At 69.6% G+C, this 22,693-nt stretch carries 26 protein-coding genes and 1 pseudogene; 18 read left to right on the forward strand and 9 right to left on the reverse strand.

The features are described 5' to 3' along the window. Positions 1 to 2: 2 nt before the first annotated feature. On the reverse strand, positions 3 to 554 hold the full coding sequence (locus AAFF32_RS03095; protein WP_216965079.1) for a DUF308 domain-containing protein: 552 nt from the start codon (positions 552 to 554) through the stop codon (positions 3 to 5). Between the two features lie 212 nt (positions 555 to 766). Between AAFF32_RS03095 and AAFF32_RS03100 the strand changes: the two genes are divergently transcribed. Then, positions 767 to 1,261 carry a Rid family hydrolase gene (locus tag AAFF32_RS03100; protein ID WP_342316464.1) on the forward strand — a complete coding sequence of 165 codons (495 nt, stop codon included), beginning with the start codon at positions 767 to 769 and terminating at the stop codon, positions 1,259 to 1,261. 190 nt (positions 1,262 to 1,451) lie between these two features. Here the strand turns inward: AAFF32_RS03100 and AAFF32_RS03105 are convergent, their stop codons facing one another. After that, entirely contained in the window at positions 1,452 to 2,111 is a 660-nt protein-coding gene (locus tag AAFF32_RS03105; RefSeq protein WP_342317209.1) for a ComF family protein, read from the reverse strand. Between the two features lie 130 nt (positions 2,112 to 2,241). On the opposite strand from AAFF32_RS03105, the gene bioB reads away from it, so the two are divergent. The 7 genes and pseudogenes from bioB to AAFF32_RS03140 all read left to right on the forward strand — a co-directional run bounded on the left by bioB (position 2,242) and on the right by AAFF32_RS03140 (position 8,258). After that, positions 2,242 to 3,276, forward strand: coding sequence for a biotin synthase BioB (gene bioB / locus AAFF32_RS03110; RefSeq protein ID WP_216965075.1), 1,035 nt, complete (start codon positions 2,242 to 2,244; stop codon positions 3,274 to 3,276). 18 nt (positions 3,277 to 3,294) lie between these two features. Further along, positions 3,295 to 4,518 (forward strand): 8-amino-7-oxononanoate synthase, encoded by a 1,224-nt coding sequence (gene bioF / locus AAFF32_RS03115; RefSeq protein ID WP_216965073.1) that lies wholly within the window; start codon positions 3,295 to 3,297, stop codon positions 4,516 to 4,518. Further along, the gene (locus AAFF32_RS03120) at positions 4,515 to 4,922 is read left to right on the forward strand and encodes an ACT domain-containing protein (protein WP_216965071.1); all 408 of its coding nucleotides are present in this window, start codon (positions 4,515 to 4,517) and stop codon (positions 4,920 to 4,922) included. Before bioF ends, AAFF32_RS03120 begins: the two co-directional genes overlap by 4 nt. A 51-nt stretch (positions 4,923 to 4,973) precedes the next feature. Then, positions 4,974 to 5,735, forward strand: a pseudogene (gene bioH / locus AAFF32_RS03125) (pimeloyl-ACP methyl ester esterase BioH); the annotation flags it as partial. Positions 5,736 to 5,848: 113 nt separating this feature from the next. Beyond that, a complete protein-coding gene (gene bioC / locus AAFF32_RS03130; protein WP_342316465.1) occupies positions 5,849 to 6,769 on the forward strand; it encodes a malonyl-ACP O-methyltransferase BioC in 921 nt (306 codons plus the stop codon). Further along, positions 6,766 to 7,758: a multidrug resistance efflux transporter family protein gene (locus tag AAFF32_RS03135; protein WP_216965065.1), complete on the forward strand. Its 993-nt coding sequence runs from the start codon at positions 6,766 to 6,768 to the stop codon at positions 7,756 to 7,758. The genes bioC and AAFF32_RS03135 overlap by 4 nt, the downstream gene beginning before the upstream one ends. A gap of 80 nt (positions 7,759 to 7,838) precedes the next feature. Further along, a complete protein-coding gene (locus AAFF32_RS03140) occupies positions 7,839 to 8,258 on the forward strand; it encodes an HAD-IB family phosphatase (RefSeq protein ID WP_342316466.1) in 420 nt (139 codons plus the stop codon). 14 nt (positions 8,259 to 8,272) lie between these two features. On the opposite strand, the gene AAFF32_RS03145 is transcribed toward AAFF32_RS03140, so the two are convergent. Continuing rightward, on the reverse strand, positions 8,273 to 9,190 hold the full coding sequence (locus AAFF32_RS03145; protein WP_342316467.1) for a hypothetical protein: 918 nt from the start codon (positions 9,188 to 9,190) through the stop codon (positions 8,273 to 8,275). Between the two features lie 112 nt (positions 9,191 to 9,302). Here AAFF32_RS03145 and AAFF32_RS03150 point away from each other — a divergent pair, with 112 nt between their 5' ends. Both AAFF32_RS03150 and AAFF32_RS03155 read left to right on the forward strand, forming a co-directional pair. After that, complete coding sequence (locus tag AAFF32_RS03150) at positions 9,303 to 10,595, forward strand: acetyl-CoA C-acetyltransferase (protein WP_216965401.1); 1,293 nt, start codon at positions 9,303 to 9,305, stop codon at positions 10,593 to 10,595. 270 nt (positions 10,596 to 10,865) lie between these two features. Further along, positions 10,866 to 11,423 carry a hypothetical protein gene (locus AAFF32_RS03155; protein WP_342316468.1) on the forward strand — a complete coding sequence of 186 codons (558 nt, stop codon included), beginning with the start codon at positions 10,866 to 10,868 and terminating at the stop codon, positions 11,421 to 11,423. A gap of 529 nt (positions 11,424 to 11,952) precedes the next feature. Here AAFF32_RS03155 and AAFF32_RS03160 read toward each other — a convergent pair. Genes AAFF32_RS03160 through AAFF32_RS03170 form a run of 3 tightly spaced genes read right to left on the reverse strand, consistent with a single transcriptional unit; the run spans position 11,953 to position 15,050 of the window. After that, positions 11,953 to 13,203, reverse strand: coding sequence for a heme biosynthesis HemY N-terminal domain-containing protein (locus AAFF32_RS03160; protein WP_342316469.1), 1,251 nt, complete (start codon positions 13,201 to 13,203; stop codon positions 11,953 to 11,955). Positions 13,204 to 13,252: 49 nt separating this feature from the next. Continuing rightward, a complete protein-coding gene (locus AAFF32_RS03165; RefSeq protein ID WP_342316470.1) occupies positions 13,253 to 14,233 on the reverse strand; it encodes a uroporphyrinogen-III C-methyltransferase in 981 nt (326 codons plus the stop codon). 49 nt (positions 14,234 to 14,282) lie between these two features. Continuing rightward, entirely contained in the window at positions 14,283 to 15,050 is a 768-nt protein-coding gene (locus tag AAFF32_RS03170) for a uroporphyrinogen-III synthase (protein ID WP_216965055.1), read from the reverse strand. A 55-nt stretch (positions 15,051 to 15,105) separates the two neighbouring features. Here AAFF32_RS03170 and AAFF32_RS03175 point away from each other — a divergent pair, with 55 nt between their 5' ends. The 5 genes from AAFF32_RS03175 (at position 15,106) to AAFF32_RS03195 (ending at position 18,349) form a co-directional block, all read left to right on the forward strand. Then, on the forward strand, positions 15,106 to 15,627 hold the full coding sequence (locus tag AAFF32_RS03175) for a YiiD C-terminal domain-containing protein (protein WP_342316471.1): 522 nt from the start codon (positions 15,106 to 15,108) through the stop codon (positions 15,625 to 15,627). A gap of 27 nt (positions 15,628 to 15,654) precedes the next feature. Continuing rightward, on the forward strand, positions 15,655 to 16,083 hold the full coding sequence (locus tag AAFF32_RS03180; protein ID WP_254200782.1) for a hypothetical protein: 429 nt from the start codon (positions 15,655 to 15,657) through the stop codon (positions 16,081 to 16,083). A gap of 78 nt (positions 16,084 to 16,161) precedes the next feature. After that, positions 16,162 to 16,599 (forward strand): rhodanese-like domain-containing protein, encoded by a 438-nt coding sequence (locus AAFF32_RS03185; RefSeq protein ID WP_216965052.1) that lies wholly within the window; start codon positions 16,162 to 16,164, stop codon positions 16,597 to 16,599. A 195-nt stretch (positions 16,600 to 16,794) separates the two neighbouring features. After that, positions 16,795 to 17,307: a protein-export chaperone SecB gene (gene secB / locus AAFF32_RS03190; protein WP_216965050.1), complete on the forward strand. Its 513-nt coding sequence runs from the start codon at positions 16,795 to 16,797 to the stop codon at positions 17,305 to 17,307. Between the two features lie 13 nt (positions 17,308 to 17,320). Next, entirely contained in the window at positions 17,321 to 18,349 is a 1,029-nt protein-coding gene (locus AAFF32_RS03195) for an NAD(P)H-dependent glycerol-3-phosphate dehydrogenase (protein WP_216965049.1), read from the forward strand. A gap of 75 nt (positions 18,350 to 18,424) precedes the next feature. Here AAFF32_RS03195 and AAFF32_RS03200 read toward each other — a convergent pair whose 3' ends face one another. The 3 genes from AAFF32_RS03200 to AAFF32_RS03210 form a co-directional block, all read right to left on the reverse strand. Then, complete coding sequence (locus AAFF32_RS03200; protein ID WP_342316472.1) at positions 18,425 to 19,063, reverse strand: outer membrane beta-barrel protein; 639 nt, start codon at positions 19,061 to 19,063, stop codon at positions 18,425 to 18,427. Positions 19,064 to 19,195: 132 nt separating this feature from the next. Beyond that, the gene (locus tag AAFF32_RS03205; protein ID WP_216965045.1) at positions 19,196 to 19,846 is read right to left on the reverse strand and encodes a hypothetical protein; all 651 of its coding nucleotides are present in this window, start codon (positions 19,844 to 19,846) and stop codon (positions 19,196 to 19,198) included. Positions 19,847 to 20,059: 213 nt separating this feature from the next. After that, entirely contained in the window at positions 20,060 to 20,617 is a 558-nt protein-coding gene (locus AAFF32_RS03210) for a diffusible signal factor-reguated Ax21 faimly protein (RefSeq protein WP_216965043.1), read from the reverse strand. A 222-nt stretch (positions 20,618 to 20,839) separates the two neighbouring features. Here AAFF32_RS03210 and queF point away from each other — a divergent pair, with 222 nt between their 5' ends. From queF to AAFF32_RS03225, 3 genes are all read left to right on the forward strand, one after another. After that, entirely contained in the window at positions 20,840 to 21,661 is an 822-nt protein-coding gene (gene queF / locus AAFF32_RS03215; protein WP_216965041.1) for an NADPH-dependent 7-cyano-7-deazaguanine reductase QueF, read from the forward strand. A gap of 100 nt (positions 21,662 to 21,761) precedes the next feature. Beyond that, a complete protein-coding gene (locus AAFF32_RS03220; protein WP_216965038.1) occupies positions 21,762 to 22,073 on the forward strand; it encodes a LysM peptidoglycan-binding domain-containing protein in 312 nt (103 codons plus the stop codon). Positions 22,074 to 22,117: 44 nt separating this feature from the next. Further along, a complete protein-coding gene (locus AAFF32_RS03225) occupies positions 22,118 to 22,615 on the forward strand; it encodes a hypothetical protein (protein WP_216965036.1) in 498 nt (165 codons plus the stop codon). The last annotated feature ends 78 nt before the right edge of the window (positions 22,616 to 22,693 follow it).

Raw genomic sequence — 22,693 nt, forward strand, 5'->3', positions numbered from 1 at the left:
GCTCAGAGCGCCTTCGCCAGCCGGCGCAGGCGGAAGCCCGCGATGATCTGCAGCACCCCGTAGAACAGCGCCGCCACGCCGATCCACAGCGCCACCGTCACCAGCCCGGCGGCAGGCCGCGCCACGAACAGCGCACCCAGCGCGATGGCCAGCAGCCCGCTCAGCGCGATCATCCATTCGCCGGTGACTTCCTTGCGGATGCGGATCGCCAGCACGATGCGGTAGATCCCCGCCACCACCAGCCACGCGGCCAGGAACAGCAGCAACAGGCCCGCCGTCGCCACCGGATTGCTCACGGCGAGCACGCCGAAGATCAGCGACAGCAGCGCGTACAGCGCAAGCCAGCCCTTCGAGACGGCAATGTCGCGACTGAACAGTGCGATCAGGCTGAGCACGCCCTCGGCGATCGCCATCACGCCGAACGCCCAGGCGATCGCCACCGCTGTCTTGCCCGGCCACAGGAAGGCGCCGATCCCGAACACCACCGCGACCACGCCGTACAGCACCAGCACCCACCAGCTGCGTCCCAGGCTTGCGAACAGTCCTGCGCTCATGACGACCTCCGTGACGGGATGAAGGACCGGCTCGCGCCGGCGCGAAGGGAGCGTGAAGCCCGCCCGGTCGCCGCGGCGTGAACGCTGCGTGTGCGCGGTCGTTGTGCGTTTGCCGACATTCCGCGCGCAAATGCGCCCAGCGGCCCGTTCGACCCGCGCGGCGGCGGGTGCGCTGTGCTGGAATCGGCACTTCGCCCGCGCCGGAGTCCGCCATGCGTCGCCTGTGCCTGTCGCTGTCCCTGCTCTGCCTCGCCGCCCCCGTCCTGGCGCAGACCGCGCCGACGCGCGAACACCTCGCCCCTGCCGGCTGGGAGGGCTCGTACCACGGCCTGCACTACACGCCGGTGTTGCGCGTGGGCGACCGGGTCATCGTCTCGGGCATTCCCGCCAGCGAGGGCGAGACCGACGAAGCGAAGATCCGCTGGGCCTTCCAGCAGCTACAAGCGCACCTGGAAAAGGCCGGCGCGACGATGGCCGACGTGGTGGAGCTGCAGAGCTTCCACGTCGCGCGCGACCACGAGGAATTCCGCACGCGCGTGGAGCCGGTGCTGAAGGTGCATCGCGAGTTCTTCAAGGACCACTACCCGGCCTGGACCGCCGTTGGCACGACGGCGCTGTTCTCCAAGGGCGCGCCGATGGAGATCCGGGCCGAGGCGATCATCGGCTCGGGCGCGCGGGCGAAGGCGGATATTCCGGTGAAGCCGTAGACGCAAGACCACAACAGCAGACCCTCTCCCCCTTGCGGCGACCGAAGGGAGTACAGGGCTGAGAAGGACAGGCCGCCGAAGGCCGCCAGGGAGAGGGGTGGGGCGGCTGAAGAGCACGCGCTGCGCGCGCCCCCTCTTCCGCCCCCTTCGGGGGCACCTTCTCCCACAAGGGGAGAAGGGAAAAGCGCGCTCACGGCACCCGCGCGCACACCCACACATCCACCCGCGCCACGCCTGCGCGCAGCAACGCGGTCGCTGCGGCGCGCACCGTCGCGCCGGTGGTCATGACGTCATCCATCAGCGCGACATGCGCCGGCAGCGCGACCCCGTGCCGCACCTCGAACGCCCCGCGCACGTTGCGGCGACGGGCAGCTGCGTCCAGCCGTGTCTGCGCCGACGTCGCGCGACCGCGTCGCAGCAGGTCGTCGCGCAGCGGCAGGCTGAGGTGCCGGGACAGCGGCCGGGCCAGCTCGAGTGCCTGGTCGAAGCCGCGTCGACGCAGGCGTCCCCGGTGCAGCGGCACCGGCACCAGCGCCTGCGGGCGGTCCGCCGTGCCCACGCGCGACGCCATCAGCGCGGCCAGCAGGCGCAGGCTGGCGAGGTCGGCGTGGAACTTCGCCCGTGGCAGCAGGCGGTCCAGCGGCGGGCGGTAGAGGAAGACCGCCCGCGTCGCGGCCTGTGGCGGTGGGCGTCGCAGGCAATCGCCGCACAGCGTGTGTTCGACGGGTAACGGCAGGCCGCAACGGCCGCAGGACGCGGCGTTCTCGGGCAACGATTGTGCGCACGGTTCGCACAGTTGAATGCCGTTGGTGGCACGTTCGCGGCAAATCAGGCAGGACGGCGGCAGCAGTCGGTTCGCAAGGCGTTCGGTCGCACGACGCCAGCGTCCGTAAACTCCATGCGCAGTCGTTTGGTTGACAGGGTTCGGCATGGTTTCCAGACTGCCCGACCTGTCACGCCGAAACCGTCGGAATTCCCCCATGACCGCTGTCAGCCAGACCCCCGCCGTCGAGCCGCGCCACGACTGGTCCCGCGCCGAGGTCCGCGCGCTGTTCGACCTGCCGTTCCCGGAGCTGTTGCACCTGGCCGCCAGCGTCCACCGGGCGAACTTCGACCCGGCGCAGGTCCAGGTCAGCACCCTGTTGTCGATCAAGACCGGCGGTTGCCCGGAGGACTGCGGCTACTGTCCGCAGGCCGCGCGTTACCACACCGGCGTGGAAGCGACGAAGCTGATGAGCACCGAGGCGGTGCTGGAGAAGGCCCGCCAGGCCAAGGCCGCCGGCGCCAGCCGCTTCTGCATGGGCGCGGCCTGGCGTTCGCCGAAGGACCGCGACATCCCGAAGGTCGCCGCCATGATCTCTGAAGTGAAGGCGCTGGGCCTGGAGACCTGCGCCACGCTGGGCATGCTGTCGTCGGACCAGGCGCGCGCGCTGAAGGACGCGGGGCTGGACTACTACAACCACAACCTCGACACCGCGCCGGAGTTCTACAACCAGGTCATCCACACGCGCGAGATGCAGGACCGCCTGGACACGCTCTCGCACGTGCGCGACGCCGGCATGAAGACCTGCTGCGGCGGCATCGTCGGCATGGGCGAACACCGTGACCAGCGCGCCGGCCTGCTGCAAACGCTGGCGAACCTGCCGGCGCACCCGGATTCGGTGCCGATCAACCGCCTCGTGCAGGTGGAAGGCACGCCGCTGGCGGGCACCGAGCTGCTGGATCCCTTCGAATTTGTGCGCACCGTCGCAGTTGCGCGCGTCTTGATGCCGCGTTCGATGGTGCGCCTGTCCGCGGGCCGCGAGTCGATGAGCGACGAATTGCAGGCGCTGTGCTTCCTCGCCGGCGCAAATTCCATCTTCTACGGCGAGAAATTGCTGACGACCGGTAATCCCGACACCGAACGCGATATGGCATTGTTTGCCCGACTGGGCTTGCGTCCGATGCCCGTCGTTGAACAGGGGGAGACTGTCCATGCCGACATCGTCGAAGCGGCGCACAGCTGCGCCGCGTGATGCCTCGTCGGTGCGCTCATGAGCCGGCCCGGCTGGCGTGAGCGCATCCAGACCGCGCGAAGCGAACGCGAGGCCGCCTCGCGCGTGCGCGTTCGCCGCACCGTATCGCTGCGCGACGGCGCGCGTTGCCTGGTCGACGGCCGTTCCCTGCTGAATTTCTGCGGCAACGATTACCTCGGCCTGTCGCAGCATTTCGCCGTGGTCGGCGCGTTGCAGGACGCGGCCTCGCGCGAAGGCGCCGGCGGCGTCGGCTCGCACCTGGTCTGCGGCCATCATCAGATCCACGACGCTCTGGAGCGCGAGATCGCCGAATGGCTCGGCACGCCGCGCGCGCTGCTGTTCGGCAGCGGCTACCTGGCGAACCTGGCCGTGGTGCAGGCCTTGCTGGGCGACGACGACGTCTGCGTCCAGGACCGCCTCAACCACGCCAGCCTGATCGACGCCGCGCGCCTGGCCGGCTGCCGCCTGCGCCGCTATCCGCATGGCGATGCCGAAGGCGCCATCCGCCAGTTGCGCAGCATGCCCGAGGGCCTGGCGATGCTGGCCACCGACGGCGTGTTCAGCATGGACGGCGACATCGCCCCGCTGCGCGAACTGGCCCTGGTGGCGCGCGTGCAGAAGGCGCTGCTGTACGTGGACGACGCGCACGGCATCGGCGTGGTCGGTCCGGACGGTCGCGGCAGCGTGGCGGCCAACAAGCTCGGCGTGGCCGACGTGCCGCTGCAACTGGCGACGCTGGGCAAGGCGCTGGGCGGTTACGGCGCGGTCGTGGCCGGCGATGCCGACCTCATCGGCCATCTCACCGAAACCGCGCGCAGCTACATCTACACCACCGCGCTGCCGCCGGCGCAGGCCGCCGCCTCGCTGGCGGCGGTGAAGCTGGCGCGCTCGGAACACTGGCGCCGCGGCAAGCTGGACGAACTCGTCGGCCGGTTCCGCGAACGCGCCCAGCGCGCCGGCCTGGAGCTGATGGATTCGCAGACGCCGATCCAGCCGGTGATCTGCGGCGACGATGCCACCGCGCTCACGCTGGCCGCCTCGCTCGAACAGGCCGGCTACTGGGTCGCCGCGATCCGCCCGCCGACCGTGCCCGAAGGCCGCGCGCGCCTGCGCGTCACGCTTTCGGCGCTGCACGGCGTGGCCGATGTCGACGGCCTGGTCGAGACGCTGGCGAAGGCGCGCGATCGCATCCGCCTGGGGCTGACCGACCCGGCCCCGCGCCAGGTCGCGCTGGGGCGATGAGCGGGGAGCGCGACCTCGCGCGCCTGCTCGCCTCGCTGACCGCGACGGCGCGTGAGGGCGAATACGCCTTCGTCGCGCGCCCGGCACCCGACCCCGCACTGGCCGCGCTCGCGCACGGCATGGTGCGCGAGGACGAAGGCATCACCTACGTGCTGCCCTGCGAGGTCGCCGACACGCGCGGGCTGCCGTACGATTTCCGCGCCGCCTGGCTCACCCTGGGCGTGCATTCGGCGCTGGATGCGGTCGGTCTGACCGCCGCCTTCGCCACCGCGCTGGCGCGGCACGGCATTCCCTGCAATGTGCTCGCCGGCTTCCACCACGATCACCTGCTGGTCGCGGCCGATCGCCGCGACGACGCACTGGCGGTGCTGGCCGGCCTTGCCCGGGACGGCGGCGGCGCCTGAGAGACCGCCCGCGGAAACACCGCTTCCCCCATCCCCCATCGGCTGCACCCCATGTACATCGAAACGCGCGGGCAGGGTCCCGCGCTGGCACTCCTCCACGGCTGGGCCATGCACGGCGGCCTGTTCGCGCCGCTGGTCGAACGCCTCCAGGACCGCTACACGCTCCACCTGATCGACCTGCCCGGCCACGGCCGCGCACGCGACGACACCACGCCGCTGGTGCCCGAAGCGCTCGCCGCGCAGCTGGTCGCGCGCGTGCCCGACGCGGTCTGGCTCGGCTGGTCGCTGGGCGGGCAGTTCGCGCTGCGCGCCGCGCTGGATTTCCCCGAAGAAGTGCGCGGGCTGGTGATGATCGCCTCCTCGCCGCGCTTCGTGACGCAAGACAACTGGCCGCACGGCGTGACGCCCAACCTGTTCCGCGATTTCGGCCGAGCGCTCGAGCGTGATTTCCGCGGCACGCTGGAAGCTTTCCTCGCACTGGAGGCCCTGGGCTCCAGCTACGCGCAGGAAGAACTGCGCAGCCTGAAGGCGCAGGCCTTCGAGCGCGGCGAGCCCGCGCCGCGCGCGCTCCAGGAAGGCCTGCTCCTGCTCGACCGCCTGGACCTGCGCGACGACCTGCCACAGCTGCGCGTGCCGAGCCTGTGGATCTCCGGCCGCCGCGACCGCCTGATTCCCTCCGGCGCCATGCCCGCCGCCGCATCGATGGCGCCCGGTGCACGCAGCGTCGTGATCGCCAGTGCAGGCCACGCGCCGTTCCTCGGCGCGGCCGACGAAGTGGCGCGCGAGATCGACACCTTCATGCAGGCCCTTCCCCCTCTCCCGCACGCGGGAGAGGGCCGGGGTGAGGGCGGCTTCGCCGACCACGCTTCCGCTGCGATTCCCCCATCCCAACCTTCCCCCGCAAGCGGCGGAAGGGGCTCGAATCCATGACCGACATGTTCGACCACCGCCAGGTCCGCCGCGCTTTCTCGCGCGCCGCGCACCACTACGACGATGCATCGGCGCTGCAACGCGAAGTCGCCTCGCGCCTGATGGAACAGCTGGACTACCTCGACGATCCCGCGCTGAACCGCGCGCCGCCGCAGCTGGTCGTCGATGTCGGCTGCGGCCCGGGGCACTCGGTCGCCGCCATGCAGAAGCGCTGGCCGAAGGCGCACGTGATCGGACTGGACCTCGCCGCGCCGATGCTGCGCGAGGCACGCACGCACGCAGGCGGCTGGCTGCCGGCCTTCCTGCCGGGCGTCGCGCGTCGCCCTGACTGGCTGTGCGCCGATGCACGCGCGCTGCCGCTGCGCGATGCCAGCGTCGACATCCTCTTCTCCAACCTGTGTCTGCAGTGGGTCGAGGACCTGCCGGCCGTGTTCGCCGGCTTCCGCCGCGTGCTCAAGCCCGATGGCCTGCTGCTGGTGTCCACCTTCGGCCCGGACACGCTGCACGAATTGCGCGACGCCTTCGCCCACGCCGACAACGCGCCGCACGTCAGTCCGTTCGCCTCCATCGCGCAGTTCGGCGATGCGCTGATCGCGGCGGGCTTCAAGAATCCGGTGCTGGATCGCGACGAGTTCGTGCTCGGCCACGAGGACCTGGGCAGCCTGATGCGCGAGTTGCGCACGCTCGGCGCGACCAACGCGATGACCTCGCGCCGGCGCAGCCTCACCGGGCGCGCGCGTTTCGCGCGCGCGGCGGAGGGGTACGAGCCCTGGCGTCGCGATGGCCGCCTGCCGGCGACGTGGGAAGTGATCTACGCCCATGCCTGGGGCCCGCAGCCGGGCACGCCGATCCGGGTCGGGGGCGTGGACGAAGTGCGCGTTCCGGCGCACGGCATCCCGGTGCGGAAGCGCTCGTGAACGCACGACGCACCGCGCTGGCGGCGGTCGCCATCGCACTGGCTTCGGCGTTCTTCTTCACCTGCACCTACGTGCTCAATCGCGCGGCGGCGGTGGAAGGCGGCCACTGGGCGTGGACCGCGTGCCTGCGTTACCTGATCACGCTGCCCTTGCTGCTGCCGGTGATGCCCTGGCAGGGCGGCGTGGCGCCGGTGTGGCGCGCGATACGCGCCCATCCCGGGCCGTGGCTGTTGTGGAGCGGCGTCGGCTTCGTCCTGTTCTACCTGTGCCTGAGCTACGCCGCCGCCAGCGGCCCGTCGTGGCTGATCGCCGGCACGTTCCAGCTCACGGTGATCGCGGGGATGTTGTGCGCGCCGTTCCTCTACCGCGACGAGCGCGCGCGCATCCCGCTGCCGGCGCTGGCGACCGGCGCGCTGGTGGTCGCGGGCGTGTTGTTGTTGCAGTTCGGCCACGGCGGCGGTTCGCTCGACCGCGCGGGCTGGATCGCGCTGGTGCTGGTGGCGGTGTCGGCGTTCGCCTACCCGCTCGGCAATCGAGGCTTGCTGCTGCACCTGGAGCGCAGCGGCGTGGAACTCAACGCGACGCAGCGCGTGTTCGGCATGACGCTGGCGAGCCAGCCGATGTGGTGGGCCGTCGCCGCCGCGACGCTGGTCCACGTCGGGCCGCCGCCGCTGGGGCAGGTGACGTTCGCCGCCGGCGTGGCGCTGGGCGCGGGAGTGGTCGCGACGGTGCTGTTCTTCCAGGCCACCGGCATGGTGCGCAACAACCCGACCGCGCTCGCGGCAGCCGAAGCGATGCAGGCGGCGGAAATCCTGTTCGCCACCCTGATCGGCGTGCTGTGGCTGGGCGAGGCATGGCCGCAGGGCCGCGCGCTCGGCGGCGCGGTGCTGGTGGTGCTGGGCATCGTGGTCTTCAGCATCGTCGCCGCCCGCGCCAGCGCGGGCGATCGGCGTGCGACGGAAGAACTGTCGGGAGATCGCGGGGCGTAGGTGCGATGGGAACTTCGCGCATCGCGATCCCGTCCGCCGCCCGCGCGAACCCCGTAAGCTCCCGCGCTTGCCCGCACGCCATGCACGACGCGATGAACCTCGCCCTGTTCGACTTCGACGGCACGCTTACCGACCGCGAACTGTTCCCCGACTTCATGCGTTTCGCGGTGACGCCGCGGCGGCTGGCGATCGGACGTGTGCTGCTGGCGCCGCTGGTGATCGGCTACAAGCTGGGCCTGGTGAACGGCCGCATCACGCGCGCGTGCATCGTCGCCTACGCATTTCGCGGACGGTCGCAACACGAACTAAGCGACGCCGGCGAACGGTTCGCGCGCGAGATCATCCCCGCCGCGTTGCGGCCAGAGGCGATGACGCGCCTGCAATGGCATCGCGAACAGGGCGACACCGTCGTCGTGGTGTCGGGCGCTTTCGATCTGTACCTGTCGCACTGGTGCGCGCAGCACGGCGTGGAGCTAACGCACCACGCGCGCGAACACTAACGCACTGCGCCACCTCACACCAACGCCGAGCGCCCCTCATCCGTGCAATGCACGAAGTTCACCGGAATCCCATGCGCGCCCAGCACCGCGGCGATCTGGCGCTGACGCGCCTGGAAATGGCGATGCTGCGCTTCCAGTTTGCTGCGGCACTCCGGCGTGTCGCAGGGCGCTTCGGTGGCGTAGCGCGATTTCCACGCGCGCGGCTCGAACATCGCGATGCGCGCCTCGCCGTCGGCGTAGTGCACCAGCGGCTCGGGCACGGCGTCGAGCCAGTGCTCGCCCTCCGGCTGCAGCAACGCCGTTTCCAGCAGCGGCCACAGCGGCGCCAGGCCGGCGTGGTCGTACTGCATGGCCATCATCGCGGCCAGGTCGTGCACGGTGAGGTAGCGCGCATGTTCGACCTGCACGCCGAACGCCTGCTGCGCCGCCAGCGCCGTGGCCGCGCCGGCCATGCCGCGCTCCAGCAGTTCGCGCTCGAAAGCCTCGCCCACGCGCGCGGTGACGGCCTCGCTGCCGCCCAGCACGAACGGCACCAGCCGGAACGGGCCGCCCAGATGGTCCGGTGAGGGCGTGAGCGCCCCCGGCAGTTGCGCCTCGTGCGCGCCGAACGCGATGACCCGCCCCGCCTCCGGCGCGACGCCGGCGCGCGGTGCGCGGGCGGCGAGCTGGTCGAGTTCGCGGTGCAGCGGCCAGCCCGGGCGCAGCAGTTCGACGGGGTCGTAATGGGCGCCGACGGTGATCAGGTCGAGCGACGCGGCTTCCGGCACGAAGCCGGCCAGATCGCGGGCGATCAGCTCCGCCAGGGCGCCGACCTCGTTCTGCGCCAGCGCCTGGCGGGCGACGGGCGCGTCGCCGCGCAGCTCCAGGGCCAACGCCCCCAGGACGTGCAGGGCGGCGGGCGGAGCGGGCGGAACGGTCTGCGCTGAAGTCATGGCTTCCAGTATCGTCGATACGGTGGCGTGTGGTCGCAATCGGGAGGCGGCGCTACACTTCGGGCCATTATGCCCGCCCGGTCGTAAAGGCCTTGGCGACTCCCCCTTTGCTCTGCGAGGTGTGCCGATGCGTCCTGCCCGTCCCGTTGCCGTGCTCGGTGGCGTCCGAATCCCGTTCTGCCGCCAGAACACGGCCTACTCGGACGTCGGCAACCTGGGCATGTCGGTGCGCACGCTCGGCGCGCTGGTCGAAAAGTTCGGCCTGCACGGCCAGCAGCTGGGCGAGGTCGCGATGGGTGCGGTCATCAAGCACTCCAGCGACTGGAACCTCGGCCGCGAGGCCACGCTGTCCTCGGGCCTGTCGCCGCTGACGCCGGGCATCACCCTGCAGCGCGCGTGCGGCACCTCGCTGGATTCGATCGTCCACATCGGCAACAAGATCGCCGCCGGGCAGATCGACGTCGGCGTGGGCGGCGGTTCGGACACCACTTCCGACGTGCCGATCGTTTACGGCCAGAAGCTGCGCCGCCGCCTGCTGGAAGCCGCGCGCGCGAAGACGCCGCGCGACAAACTGGCCGCGTTCAAGGGTTTCCATTTCCGCGAGCTCAAGCCCGAGTTCCCGGGCGTGGCCGAGCCGCGCACCGGCAAGTCGATGGGCGAGCACTGCGAGGACATGGCCAAGCAGTGGAACATCTCGCGCGATTCGCAGGACGAGTGGGCGCTGTCTTCGCACCTCAAGCTCGCCGCCGCCTACGAGCGCGGGTTCTTCAACGATCTGGTCGTCAGCTTCCGCGGCGTGGCGCGCGACAACATCCTGCGCGCCGACAGCACGCTGGAGAAGCTGGCTTCGCTCAAGCCCGCGTTCGACAAGACCTCCGGCCGCGGCACGCTCACGGCCGGCAACTCCACGCCGCTCACCGACGGCGCATCGGCGTGCCTGCTGGCCTCCGACGAATGGGCGCGTTCGCACGGCATCGAACCGCTGTGCTACCTGCGCGACGCGCACGTGGCGGCGGTGGATTTCGTGCACGGCGAAGGCCTGCTGATGGCGCCGACCATCGCCGTGCCGGAGATGCTCAAGCGCAACGGGCTGACGCTGCAGGACTTCGACTTCTACGAGATCCACGAGGCCTTCGCCGCGCAGGTGCTGTGCACGCTGCGCGCGTGGGAGAGCGAGGAATACTGCCGCAACCGCTTGGGCCTGGATGCCCCAATGGGCCGCATCGATGTGTCGAAGATCAACCCGAATGGCTCCTCGCTGGCGGCGGGCCATCCGTTCGCCGCGACCGGCGCGCGCATCGTCGCCACCGCCGCGAAGGAACTGAAGCAGCGCGGCGGCGGCCGCTGCCTGGTGTCGATCTGCACCGCCGGCGGCATGGGCGTGGTCGCGATCCTGGAGCGCTGAACCGCGCGCGGCCGGAGCGGTACGACGCGCCGGCTCCGGCTCCTATCTCGCAAGGTTCGATGGGCCGACCGCAAGTCGGGGCATTCCGGCTTGCGCCCTGCCCGACCCCCGGCGCGGCCCGCCTGAGACTGCGACGAAGTTTGCAGAATCTGGCCTTTCGGCCCTAGGATCGGCGCGCGGGCCAGCCGGTGTGGGGACACCGGCAGCGATTCGGCCCGCGAACGCTCCCAGCGGGCGCGTGCGCTGGCACTGCAGGGGAAGGGGAAATAGATGGCGACGTTGAACCCGTACCAGCCGCCCACGACGCGGCTGCGCGAGGCGCTGTCCGCCGAGGTCGGCGGCGATTGCTGGCGCGATGGCAAGGAACTGGTGGTGCGTCCGGGCTGCACGCTGCCGGGGCGCTGCATCAAGTGCAACGAACCGGCCGCCGAGCCGATGCAGCACGCGCGCTTCTACTGGCATCACCCGGCGCTGTATCTGGTGATCTTCATCAATCTGCTGATCTACCTCGTCATCGCACTGATCGTGCGGCGGCGCACGCCGGTGACGATCGGCCTGTGCGAGCGGCATCGGATGCGGCGGCGGGTGAGCACGATCGGCGCGATCTCGGGCACGCTGCTCGGCGTCGGGCTGATCGGCTACGGCGTATCGGGCGATGCGCCGGTGGTTTCGATGATCGGCGTGGCGATGCTGCTGGCGAGCCTGGTGTGCGGCATCGTCGGATCGCGCGTGCTGGTGGTGACGCGCATCGGCGAGAACTACACGCGCTTCCGCGGTGCGGGCACCGAGTTCCTGGCGACGTTGCCGGCGTTCTATCGGACGCGGTGAGGCTGATCACAACCTCAGAGGCTGTTGCTGTTGCTCTTGAACAGCCTTTCAGGTCACTAGCCCCGAAGGGCGCCGCACATGGATGTGCGGCGGTGAGCGCTGAGCCAGGGATGGCGAATCGCGAACGCGCCTACTCGCTGTCCGGTCGTGGGATTGGTTTGGGCAAATGGAAGGCCCTTTCTTTTGGTTACTTTTCTTTGGGCAAGCAAAGAAAAGTGACCCGAGCGGCGTAGCCGATCGGAAGCTTTTGCTATTGCTCCTTCTTTGAGAAGCCTGAGAAAGCCAAATCAAAATGGATTCCAGCTTTCGCTGGAATGACGGAGACAAGGTTCGCCGTCATCGGATTGCCCGCGCGCTGCGGGCCTGGATCCCGGCCCTTCGACCAGCTCAGGACAGGCCTTCGCCGAGATGACGGTGAAGTGGGTCGCCGCACAGGGAGTGCCCGTGCGCTACGGGCCAGGGTCCCGGCCTTCGCCGGGATGACGATTCTGGTCTGGGCAGCCAGCAGGTGACTCGACTCGCGTGCGCCTTACCCGCGCAAGCGCGGCACCCCGTGCTCGTCGCGCTCTTCCACCACAGCCTCATCGAAGATGGTCTGACGCAGGTCGCGTCCCGGCAGCGGCTGCGTCGCCTCGCCGCGCGCGGCGGCGAGCGCGTTGGCGTAGCACAGGCGCGCCAGCTTCTCCTCGCCGGCCTGGGCGAAACCGCTGCCGAGTTCTTCCCATGCCTCGCTGTTGGCGCCCTGCGCCAGCGCGCGATGCAGGTACTGCTCCGCCTGCGGCCACTGGCCCTGGGCGCGCGCAAGCCGCGCCAGGGTAAGCAGCAATGCAGGGCTGGCCGGATGCGCCTGCAACCAGCGCTCGGCCACGGCACGGCGCGCATCGAGACGGCCCACCGGCAAACGCCCGTACAGCGCGGCCAGCGACTCGTCCCAGCGCGCGTCCAGCGCCTGTTCGACGCTCTTGGCGGCCGCTTCGTCCCAACGCAGCGCGGCGGCGCGTTCGGCGTAGGCGGCGACCGCGGCCGGGTCGCTGCGCAGCGGCTTGGGCAGCGCTTCCCAGCGATCGGCCAGCACGTTCGCATCGGCGGCTTCGCGCAGCGATGCGGCGGCCCACTGCGCTTCCAGCGTGGAGAGGCGTTCGTTCGACAACGCCTGCTGCTGGCGCAATGCGCCGAGCGTGCCGTAGGCCTCGCCGCTGCGTCCCAGCGCGGCGAGCGCTTCGCCGCGCAACACCAGGCCGCGCGGCGGTAGCGGCGTGGCCGAAGGCGCATCCAGGATCGACAGCGCGTCGGCGGCGCGGTTCTGCGTCAGGGCGAATTCGGCATCGGCAATCGCGCGCGAGGCCGGATGGTCCGTGCCGATCGCTGTCAGATGCGCGCGCGCCGCGGCTTCATCGCCGCGCGCCCACGCCGCACGCGCCGCGCCGATGCGGCCAACGGCCAACGCGTCGCGCTCCTGTGCCGCCTGCTCGAGCAGCTTTTCCGCACGGCTCCATTCGCCGCGATGCACGGCGTCGAAGCCGTCGATGAGGCGCGCGCGCGACTGACGCCGGCGGTGCCGGCGCATCGCCACGAACGGCAGGCTCGCCAGCTTCCACAGCACCCACAGCACGGCCAGCGCCAGCAGCAGCAGCGCGATCGCCTTGGGCACGTTGGTGGTGTAGTCGTTTCCGCCGTAGCGAACGAGCACGTAGCCGGGATCCTGCACCAGCAGCTGCGCGATCAGCGCACCCACCAGCGCCAGCACGATCCAGAACAGCACGTTGCGGAACAGGTTCATCGCGGCTCCTTGTCGTTCCCGCCCTGCCAGGCGCGCGCAGGGAAGCGGTTCAATCCGCCGCGCGCAACTGGCGCAGTTGCTGCAGTGTGCTTCCCAGTGTCGGAAGCGTGAGTGAAAGTTCGCGCGCACCGATCTCGCGCAGTTGCGCACGCTGGCTGTCGAGCGTCTTCGATGGCGGCCACAGGCGCGTGAGCCAGCCGTCGGCGCGTTGCAGCGCGGCGCGGAAGCCGGCTTCGTCGCGACGCTCCGCCGCCGCACGCGCAAGCGAAATTTCCAGCTGGAGACCGGCCACCGCGGCGATGCGATCGGACGGTTGCACGGCGACGGTGCGATCGCTGGGGTTCACGTCGACGAGCGTGGCGAACGCGCGGCGCCACCACGGCGCGTCGGTCGCGGTGGTCGTCTGCGGCTCCACGGGCGCGGCGCTGATCGTGCGCGCGAACGCGTCGAGTTCGGCCATCGCGCGCACGCGCGGCTCGGTGCCAAGCGCGTCGAGGCCGGCGCGTTCCTGCTGCAATGTCTGGCGCAGGCTGAGGTAGGCGGGGTCGTCGATGCCGTCGAGCACGTTGCCGGCCAGCACATAGGCGCGGCGCGCGCCGTCCAGGTCGCCGGCGATGAGCAGGCGCTGCTGCGCCATGCCGAGCAGGAGTTCGGCTTCGTCCAGGCGCAGGGCTTGTTCGCCGTGGCGATCGGGATCGGCGAGTTTGGAAACGGTGTCTTCGATCAGTGCCGAACGCTGGCCGATGCCGAGCACTTCATCGCGCAGCACGCGGTTGGTCGCGTCGGCCTGCTGCAGGCGCTGCAGCTGCGAACGCTGATCGCGGCGGATCGTATCGATGCGACCCTCCAGCGCGTCCAGGCGTTGGCCGGCGTCGGCCTGCTCCGCACGCGCGCGCTCGCTGCGTGTCTGCCACTGGGTCCAGCCCCACGCGGCGCCGGCGGCAAGCAGCAGCGCGACGATGATCCACAGCACCCAACCGTAGGAACGGCGGGCGGGCGGCGAGGTCGTCGGAGCGGGGGTAGCGGACACGGCGGTATCGGCAAAGCGGGACGCGCCATGCTACCGGATGCGATGCGCGTCACGCGGCCGGCGCGGGGGCGTTTTTCGCGGTGGCGATCAGGTCGGCCGGGCGGGCGCTGGCGGCGAGCACGATGTCGGTGAAGCCGTGCGTGCGGGCAAAGTCGGCCAAGCGCTCGCTGGCGGCGATCACCTGTGCGCGGCGCAGGCGCTGGCGCAGGTCTTCGGGCAACGCGTCGATGACGAGCTGCAAGGCCTCGCCGCTCGACAGCAGCAGCCGCGCAGGCGCGTCCAGTGCCGCCAGCCGCGCGAGCGAGCGCGGCGATGGCGCGACCGCTTCGCGCGCATACACGTCGGCCCGCAGCACGCGCGCGCCGCGCGCTTCCAGCGCCGGCACGAGCACGCCGCGTCCACCCGGCGCGGTCACGAATCCCACCTGCGCATCGCGCAGGTCCGCCAGCCCGGGCAGCGCCAGCAGTCCTTCGCTGTCCATGCGCGCGGGCGCGTCCACCCGGGCGACACCGGCACGCCGCAGCGCCGCGGCGGTGCCGCTGCCCACCGCGAACCAGCGCTGGCCCGGCCGTTCCTGCAGCGCCTGCAGGCGCCGCGCGGCGCGCACGGCGACCGGGCTGGTGAAGATCACACGCGGTGCGGCGAGTGCGGCCAGCAGGCGCTCGCGCGTGGCCGCGTCTTCGCGCAGATGCAGGCGCCAGGGCGAAATCGGGATGAGGCCGGCACCGGCGCGAGCGGCCGCATTGCGGACAGGACCGTGCTCGCCGCGCGCGCGCAGCGAGATCACGTACCATCCGGGCGTCGCGTGGCCGGGCATCGCATCAGCATAGCCGCCGCCCCGCGACCTTCGTTGTCCATCCCCCGATATCCGCATGAATTCCAATACGCGCGCGTACGCTGCCGAAACCGACTACGACCATTCGCAAGCGCTGCTGCGCCTGCACCGGCATTACCAGTCGATGCCGCCGGTCGCGGCGATGAACGTGACCGTCGCCGCCTACGACGGCCGCTGCCTGCGCCTGCACGCGCCGCTGTCCACGCACGTGAACGACAAAGGCTGCGCGTTCGGCGGCAGCCTGGCCTCGATGATGACGCTGGCCTCGTGGGGGCTGGTCGCGCTGCACATCGAAGAAGCCGAGCTGGAAGCCGACGTCTTCGTCGCCGACAGCCAGATCCGCTACGTGGCCCCGCTCTTCGCCGACCTGGAGGTGGAGGCCGAACTCGCCCCCGACGCCGCCTGGCCGAGTTTCGTCGCCACCCTGCGCGAGCGCGGCCGTGCGCGCATCGGCCTGGTCGCCCGCGCATTGCTGCCCGAGGGCGGCGTCGCCACCGAATTCACCGCGCGCTATGTCGCCATCGCCAAGTCACGGACGGCGAACCGGCCCAGCGGCTAGGATGGCGGCACTTCGAGGGGGAATCCGATGCGCCTGACCAAGCCCATGCTCCTGGCCGTGCTGGCCCTGCTGCTCGCCTTCACCGGCGACGCGCTGGCCCGTCGCGGCAAGATGGACCAGCTCCAGGCCAACCAGTACGCCTGGTCCGGCGCGATCCGCTGGGGCGACTTCGAGGGCGCACTGGGCCTGATCGAACCGGGCTACCGCGAATCGCACCCGGTCAGCGACCTGGAGCTCAAGCGCTACGAGCAGGTGCAGATCACCGCCTATCGCGAGCGCAACAGCACCGCCGACAAGAAGGGCGGCGTGGCGATGCGCGACATCGAGATCGGCGTGGTCAATCGCCACACCCAAGCCGAGCGCACCGTGCGCTATCGCGAGGAATGGCGCTGGGACGAGGCCACCAAGAACTGGTGGCTGGTCACCGGCCTGCCGGACCTCTGGGACGGCGAATAGGCCGTCCGGCGGGCGCACCTTTTGCGCCACCGCCGCCCCTGGGCGACAATCCCGCCCCCGCTACCGCTGCGTGATCCCGTGAATTTCCAAGAACTTCTGGCCTTCGCCGAACGCCACCCCTACCTGTCGTTCGCGCTGGTCGGCCTGACGCTGGCGATCCTCTACACCGAAGTGGCCCGCCTGTTCCGCGGCTACAAGGCGCTGCGCCCGGCCGAGCTGACGGGCCTGATGAACCGCGAGAACGCGCTGGTTATCGACCTGTCGGCCAGCAACGACTTCGAGAAGGGCCACATCGCCGGCAGCAAGTCGGTGCAGCCCAGCCAGTTCGACCCGGAGAACAAGCTGCTCGCCAATGCGAAGGAGCTTCCGGTGGTCGTGGTGTGCCGCACCGGCCAGGGTTCGGCCGACGCCGCCAAGCGCCTGAAGAAGGCCGGCTTCAAGCAGGTCTACTGGCTCGACGGCGGCATCGGCGCCTGGCAGCAGGCCGACCTGCCGCTGGTGAAAGGCCGCGCCTGATCGGCGCGACATCCTCTCGTGGATTCGCCGACGTGCGGGCTTGATCGCCCACCGTGCGCCCCAACACCGTGACGAGGGGATTGCACACATGGCTTGCCGTGGGCGCATCCGCCCGCGCAATCTGAACAGCCGGGCACGCTGGACCTGCGTGCCATAATCGATCCTTTCCGCATATTTAACGCCTGGAGTCACGAGATGTCCGAAGAAAACGTCAACGGCAATGCCGCGTCCGCCGAGAACAACGGCCCGGCGTTCACCGTCGAGAAGATCTACGTCAAGGACGTCTCCTTCGAAGTTCCGGGCGCCCCGGCGATCTTCAACGAGCAGGCCCAGCCGCAGCTCTCGATGAACCTCAACCAGAGCGTGCAGCGCCTCAACGAGAACGCCTTCGAAGTGGTCCTGGGCATCACCCTGACCTGCACCGCCAACGAGAAGACCCTGTACGTGGCCGAAGTGAAGCAGGCCGGCGTGTTCGGCCTGGCCGGCTTCGACGCGCAGACCCTGGACGCGATGCTCGGCACGCACTGCCCGAACGTCCTGTACCCGTACACCCGCCAGCTGATCAGCGACCTGATCCAGTCCGGCGGCTTCCCGCCGTTCTTCCTGCAGCCGATCAACTTCGACGCGCTGTACGCCGAAGGCCTGCGCCAGCGCGCATCGCAGCAGCAGTCGGGTCTGGCCGACGCCGAGACCGCCGGCAACGCCTGATCGCGCCCGCGGCATGGAAGCGACCACTCTTCCGAACGTCGCAGTCCTCGGTGCGGGCTCCTGGGGCACCGCCCTGGCCGCCCTGATCGCACGGCACGGTCATTCGACCGTGCTGTGGGGTCGCGACGCCGACGGCGTCACGGCCATCGACCAGCGCCACGAGAACCCGCGCTACCTGCCCGGCATTCCGCTGCCGGCGTCGCTGCGCGCGACCACCGACCTGGCCGAAGCCCTCAAGGACGCCGACCTCGTGCTGGTCGTCGTGCCTTCGCACGCGTTCGCCGAAACCCTGCGCAAGCTGGCCCCGCATCGCCCGGCGCACGCCGGCGTGGCGTGGGCGACCAAGGGTTTCGAGCCCGGCAGCGGCCGTTTCCTGCATGAAGTCGCCGAAGAGGTGCTGGGTCCCGACGTGCCGCTGGCCGTCGTCACCGGCCCGTCCTTCGCCAAGGAAGTCGCGCAGGGCCTGCCCACCGCATTGACCGTGCACGGCAGCGATGCGCAGTTCGCGCAGGCCGTCGCCGACGCGCTGCACGGCCCCGCCTTCCGCGCCTACACCGGCAACGACATGCTCGGCGCCGAGCTCGGCGGCGCGATGAAGAACGTGCTGGCCGTCGCCACCGGCGTCGCCGACGGCATGGCGCTGGGCCTCAATGCCCGCGCCGGCCTGATCACGCGCGGCCTCAACGAGATGCTGCGCCTGAACCACGCCATCGGCGGCAAGGCCGAAACGCTGATGGGCCTGGCGGGCCTGGGCGACCTGGTGCTGACCTGCACCGGCGATCTTTCGCGCAACCGCCGGCTCGGCCTCGCGCTGGGCCGCGGCCAATCGATCGAGGACGCCGTGCGCGAGATCGGCCAGGTGGTCGAATCGGTGCAGACCGCCGACGAAGTCATGCGGCAGGCGGAGCGTCATGGCATCGAGCTGCCGATCTCCAGCGCGGTGCAGGCCGTGCTGCACGGGGACATCACGCCGGCCGAAGGCCTCAAGCTCCTGCTCGCGCGCGAACAGAAGCCCGAGTACCCACGCAACCTGTTCTCCTGATCGCGACCGCGTCCCGAGCACCCAAAGAAAAGCCCGGCCTGCGCCGGGCTTTTTTCATGCTCGGTAGCGCGGCGCTCAGAAGCTGGCGCGCGCGCCCACCGCGAACATCGCCGAGTCGCCGCCACCCTCGGCTTCGGCCACCAGGCCCCAGTTCGAGGTGAGCTTGTACTGCAGGCCGGCGCTGGCGCTGAAAGCGCCGTCGTAGACGTCGCCGTCGGTGTAGTTGCCCTTGATCCACACTTCCACGTTGTTGGCGATGTTGTGTCGCACGCCAACCGCCGCGCGCACGTCGTCGCCCTTCTGCGCGCCTTCGTCGTCGCCCTTCACGTCGATCTCGGTGTTGAGCCAGCTCAGCTCGGCCACCAGGTCGGTGCGCTCGCTCAATCCATGGTGATAGCCCATGCCCAGGACCGCTTGCGACATGTCGATACTGGCGCTGCCGATCGGCCCCACCACCGGCGCTGAGACGACGAGGTCGTCATCGTCGCCCTTGCGGTACGCGCCGAACACGTGGAGCGACGGCGACACCGCCGCCGAGCCGCCGATGAAAAACCCGCCTGCCTTGATGTCTTCGACCTCGAAGCCGTCCAGGCCGGGCAGTTCCTGTTCGAGTTGGGCGTAGCCGGCTTCCAGGTAGGTGTAGCTGTGGCCGTCTGCGAGCGCGGCGGTCGGCGCCACGGCCAGCGCGAGCGCCAGCGCGAGTTCCTTCTTCATGATGTCCCCAGTGCGAAAAACGGATGTATGGCCACACTTTCGCACGGAAGCCGCGCGGGCAAACGCGGATCCGGTCGCAGGCGAAAAAAAAACCCGGCCGGAGCCGGGTCTTTCGTTCGTGCGGGGCGCGGCTCAGAAGCTGGCGCGCACGCCGATCATGTAGCGCGAGAGCTCGTCGAAGACTTCGACTTCGCCCACCAGGCCCCAGGTGCGGTTGAACTTGAACTGACCGCCCACGCCGCCGACGAAGTTGCCGCTGAAGTCGCTGGCGTCGAGATAGCCGAGCTTGACCCAGCCTTCGGCGCGATCGGTGCCGCCGCGGATGCCGACCGAGGCGCGGCCGCCGTTGACGTGGTCGGACCACGACTCGGACTCGCCTTCGGCCGAGATCTTGATGTCCTCTTCCATGCGGAAGTACGCCAGTTCGCCGATGAAGTCGACGTTCTCGCCCATCGCCGAATGGAAGCCGACGCCGAACTCGGTGTGGGAGGTTTCGTCGTCGACCTTGACGTCGAACGTCTCATCGCCGTCCTCGAAGGTCACCGTGTCGTTGTCTTCGCCCTGCGAATAGCTGCCGAAGAGGTAGACCGACTGGCTGATCCCGAAGGAGCCGCGCAGGTAGCCGCCATCGGCGTCGAAGTCGCCCAGCAGCTCGTCGTCATGGTCGATGCGCAGCTGGTTGTAGCCGCCTTCGATGTAGGTGTAGCTCAGGCCGTTGTCGGTCGCGGACGCAGCAAACGGCGTGGCCGCCAGGACGGCAGCCAAGACAAAACGCTTCTTCATGAAATCCCCTGATCCTTGTGGTGGTGGTCCTTGCCGCCGTTGCAGCGGCGTCGCGCACGATAGCGAAGCGTGATAACGCTCACAAGAGGATTTCGATGTGGGTCACTTCGTGACGCTTCCGGGAAGCGTCGCCCAAAAGAAAGCCCGGCCGAGGCCGGGCTTCAATCGCGACTTGGGGGGGAGAGAGAGATCGGTCGCGGTAACGCGGTTGGATCAGAAGCTGATGCGCGGGCCGACGAAGTACTCGGTGTAGCCGTCGACGAACTTCACTTCGCCGTTGACGCCCCACATCTGGTTGAACTTCACCTGCGCGCCGAGGCGGCCGTAGAACTCGCCGTCGACGCCGTGGTCGTAGTCCTCGTAACCGGCCAGCGCATAGCCTTCCAGGTTCGGGGTCAGCGAGGCGCGCACGCCGGCTTCAACGCTCCAGCCGTCCAGGTCGATCGCGTCGAACTCCTGCTTCTCGTAGGCGACGCGGGTCAGCAGATCGACCTTGCTGTTGATCTCGTGGTTGTAGCCCACGCCCAGGCGCCAGCGGTCGAGGTCGCCGAAGTTGTGGTCGAACTCCTGGCTGCTGTAGTTGCCGAACACGTGGAAGTTCGGCGCGATGGCGCCGGCACCGCCCACGGACCAGCCGTCGGCATCGGGACGGTTGTCGCCGTTGTTAGCGATGTAGCCGCCTTCGATGTAGTTGTACGACACGCCTTCGGCAGCGGAAGCGGCGAACGGCAGGGCAGCCAGCAGGGTCAGGGCAAGCAGGGAACGCTTCATAAGGTCTCAGCCTCTTTATGGGTCTTGGAATCCGGTCGCCCCGCTCCGGGGGAAGCGTCGAATGGGCTCCGGTGGCGTTGGAGTATCCGGACCTAACTCAAATTTAACCTGAATACTAAACTGACAGGTGCAGGAACTTCGCCCGAACCGGGCGGTCCTGCCGCCACTTCGGCAAAGCGAACCATCCTCGGGCGCACGCCCGTCGCCGGTTAAAATCGCCGCATGACCCACGATCTCCCCCTCGGGCGTCACGTCGACTACCCGCGCGAGTACGACGCCAGCCTGCTGTTCCCCATCGCCCGGACCCTCGGCCGCGACCACATCGGCATCAGCACGGGCGCGCTGCCCTTCGAAGGCGTGGACCGATGGAATGCCTACGAACTGAGCTGGCTCGACCAGCGCGGCAAGCCGCGCGTGGGCACGGCGACGATCACCGTGCCGGCGACCTCGCCGAACCTGATCGAATCCAAGTCGCTCAAGCTCTATCTCAACTCGTTCAACTCGGCGCGTTTCGCGTCGGACGAATCGGTGCGTGCGCGCATCGTGGACGACCTCTCGCGCGTGGCCGGCGCAGACGTGGAAGTCGAGTTCGGCCTGCCGCCGATCGACGAGACCTCGCCGGGCAACGCGGTCATGGACTGCATCGACGGACTCGACATCGACGTCGACGACTACGGTCCGCCGAACGCCGACCATCTGTCGGCCGATGCCGGCAACGTCGTCACCGAAGCGCTCACCAGCTCGCTGCTGAAGTCCAACTGTCCCGTCACGGGACAGCCCGACTGGGCGCGCATCGTCATCGCCTACCACGGGCCGAAACTCGATCGCGCCGGACTGCTGCGCTACCTGGTGTCGTTCCGCGATCACGCCGAGTTCCACGAGCAATGCGTCGAACGCGTGTTCGTCGACCTGCTCGCGCGCGCAGGTGCGCAGCGTCTGTCGGTGGAGGCGCGCTACACGCGTCGCGGTGGACTGGACATCAATCCCTGGCGCGCCACGCCGGGCAGCGCGCGTCCGGTGCCGGGTCGCGACGAACGGCAGTAGCACTTCGCGTCAACCAGCAATTTTCGTCCGTCCCTGTTACCTACCCTTAACAGGATGCGTGCGATGGTGCCTGGGCCAACACGGCAGGAGAGCCCACCTCGTGACCACACCGGACAAGAAGGCCGATTTCTCCGACGTCCAGAGCAACGTCGAGAGCACGGAACAGATCAAACCGGATTTCAGCGACGTCCAGTCGACGGTCAGCTCCACCGAGCAGATCACGTCTGCCACGGCGGGCGAAGCGCAGACGTACACCGTGCAGAAGGGCGACACGCTCTCGCACATCGCCAAGCAGTTCTACGGCAAGGCCGGCAAGTGGAACGCGATCTTCGAAGCGAACCGCGATCAGCTTGACGACCCCGACCGCATCCAGCCCGGCCAGGTGCTGCGTATTCCGCCGGCCGGCGAGTGACCCGGCCCGACGCTCGACTCCGCAAATTCCCAGGAGATGTTTCGATGATGATCCGCACTCGCCTGCACACCGCCGTCGCCGCCGCGTTGCTCGCGTCGGTGGCCCTGGTCGGCTGCAAGAAGAAGGAAGAACCCGTCGCCGTGAGCACGCCGCCGGCGACCACCGAACCGGCTGCACCGGCGCCCGCGCCTGCTCCGGCCGCGACGGTCTCGGTCACCACCGTGGACCTCGGCCCGGCCGTGGGCCCGGACAAGAAGATCACCACGCCCAGCGCAACGTTCAAGCCGAAGGACACGATCAACGCGTCCGTGGGCACGGCCACCTCCGATCCGGCGACCGCGGTAGCGGCCAAGCTCGGCGCGAAGTGGACCTTCCAGGACGGCCAGACCGTGAAGGAAGACAGCGCCGACATCAACTTCGCCGGTGGCGGCAACACCGTTTTCAGCATCAACAGCCCGAAGGGTTTCCCAACCGGCAAGTACAAGCTCGAAGTCCTGCTCGACGGTGTCGTCGTGCAGACGCGCGACTTCGAAGTGAAGTAACCGTCTCTCTCCCCCACCTTCGGGTGGGACGCATGGGCGCGGCTCCCCACCGCGCCCTTTTTTTGTCCACGTTTCTTG

The sequence above is a fragment of the Lysobacter sp. FW306-1B-D06B genome (assembly GCF_038446665.1).
Classification (GTDB): Bacteria; Pseudomonadota; Gammaproteobacteria; order Xanthomonadales; family Xanthomonadaceae; genus Lysobacter_J.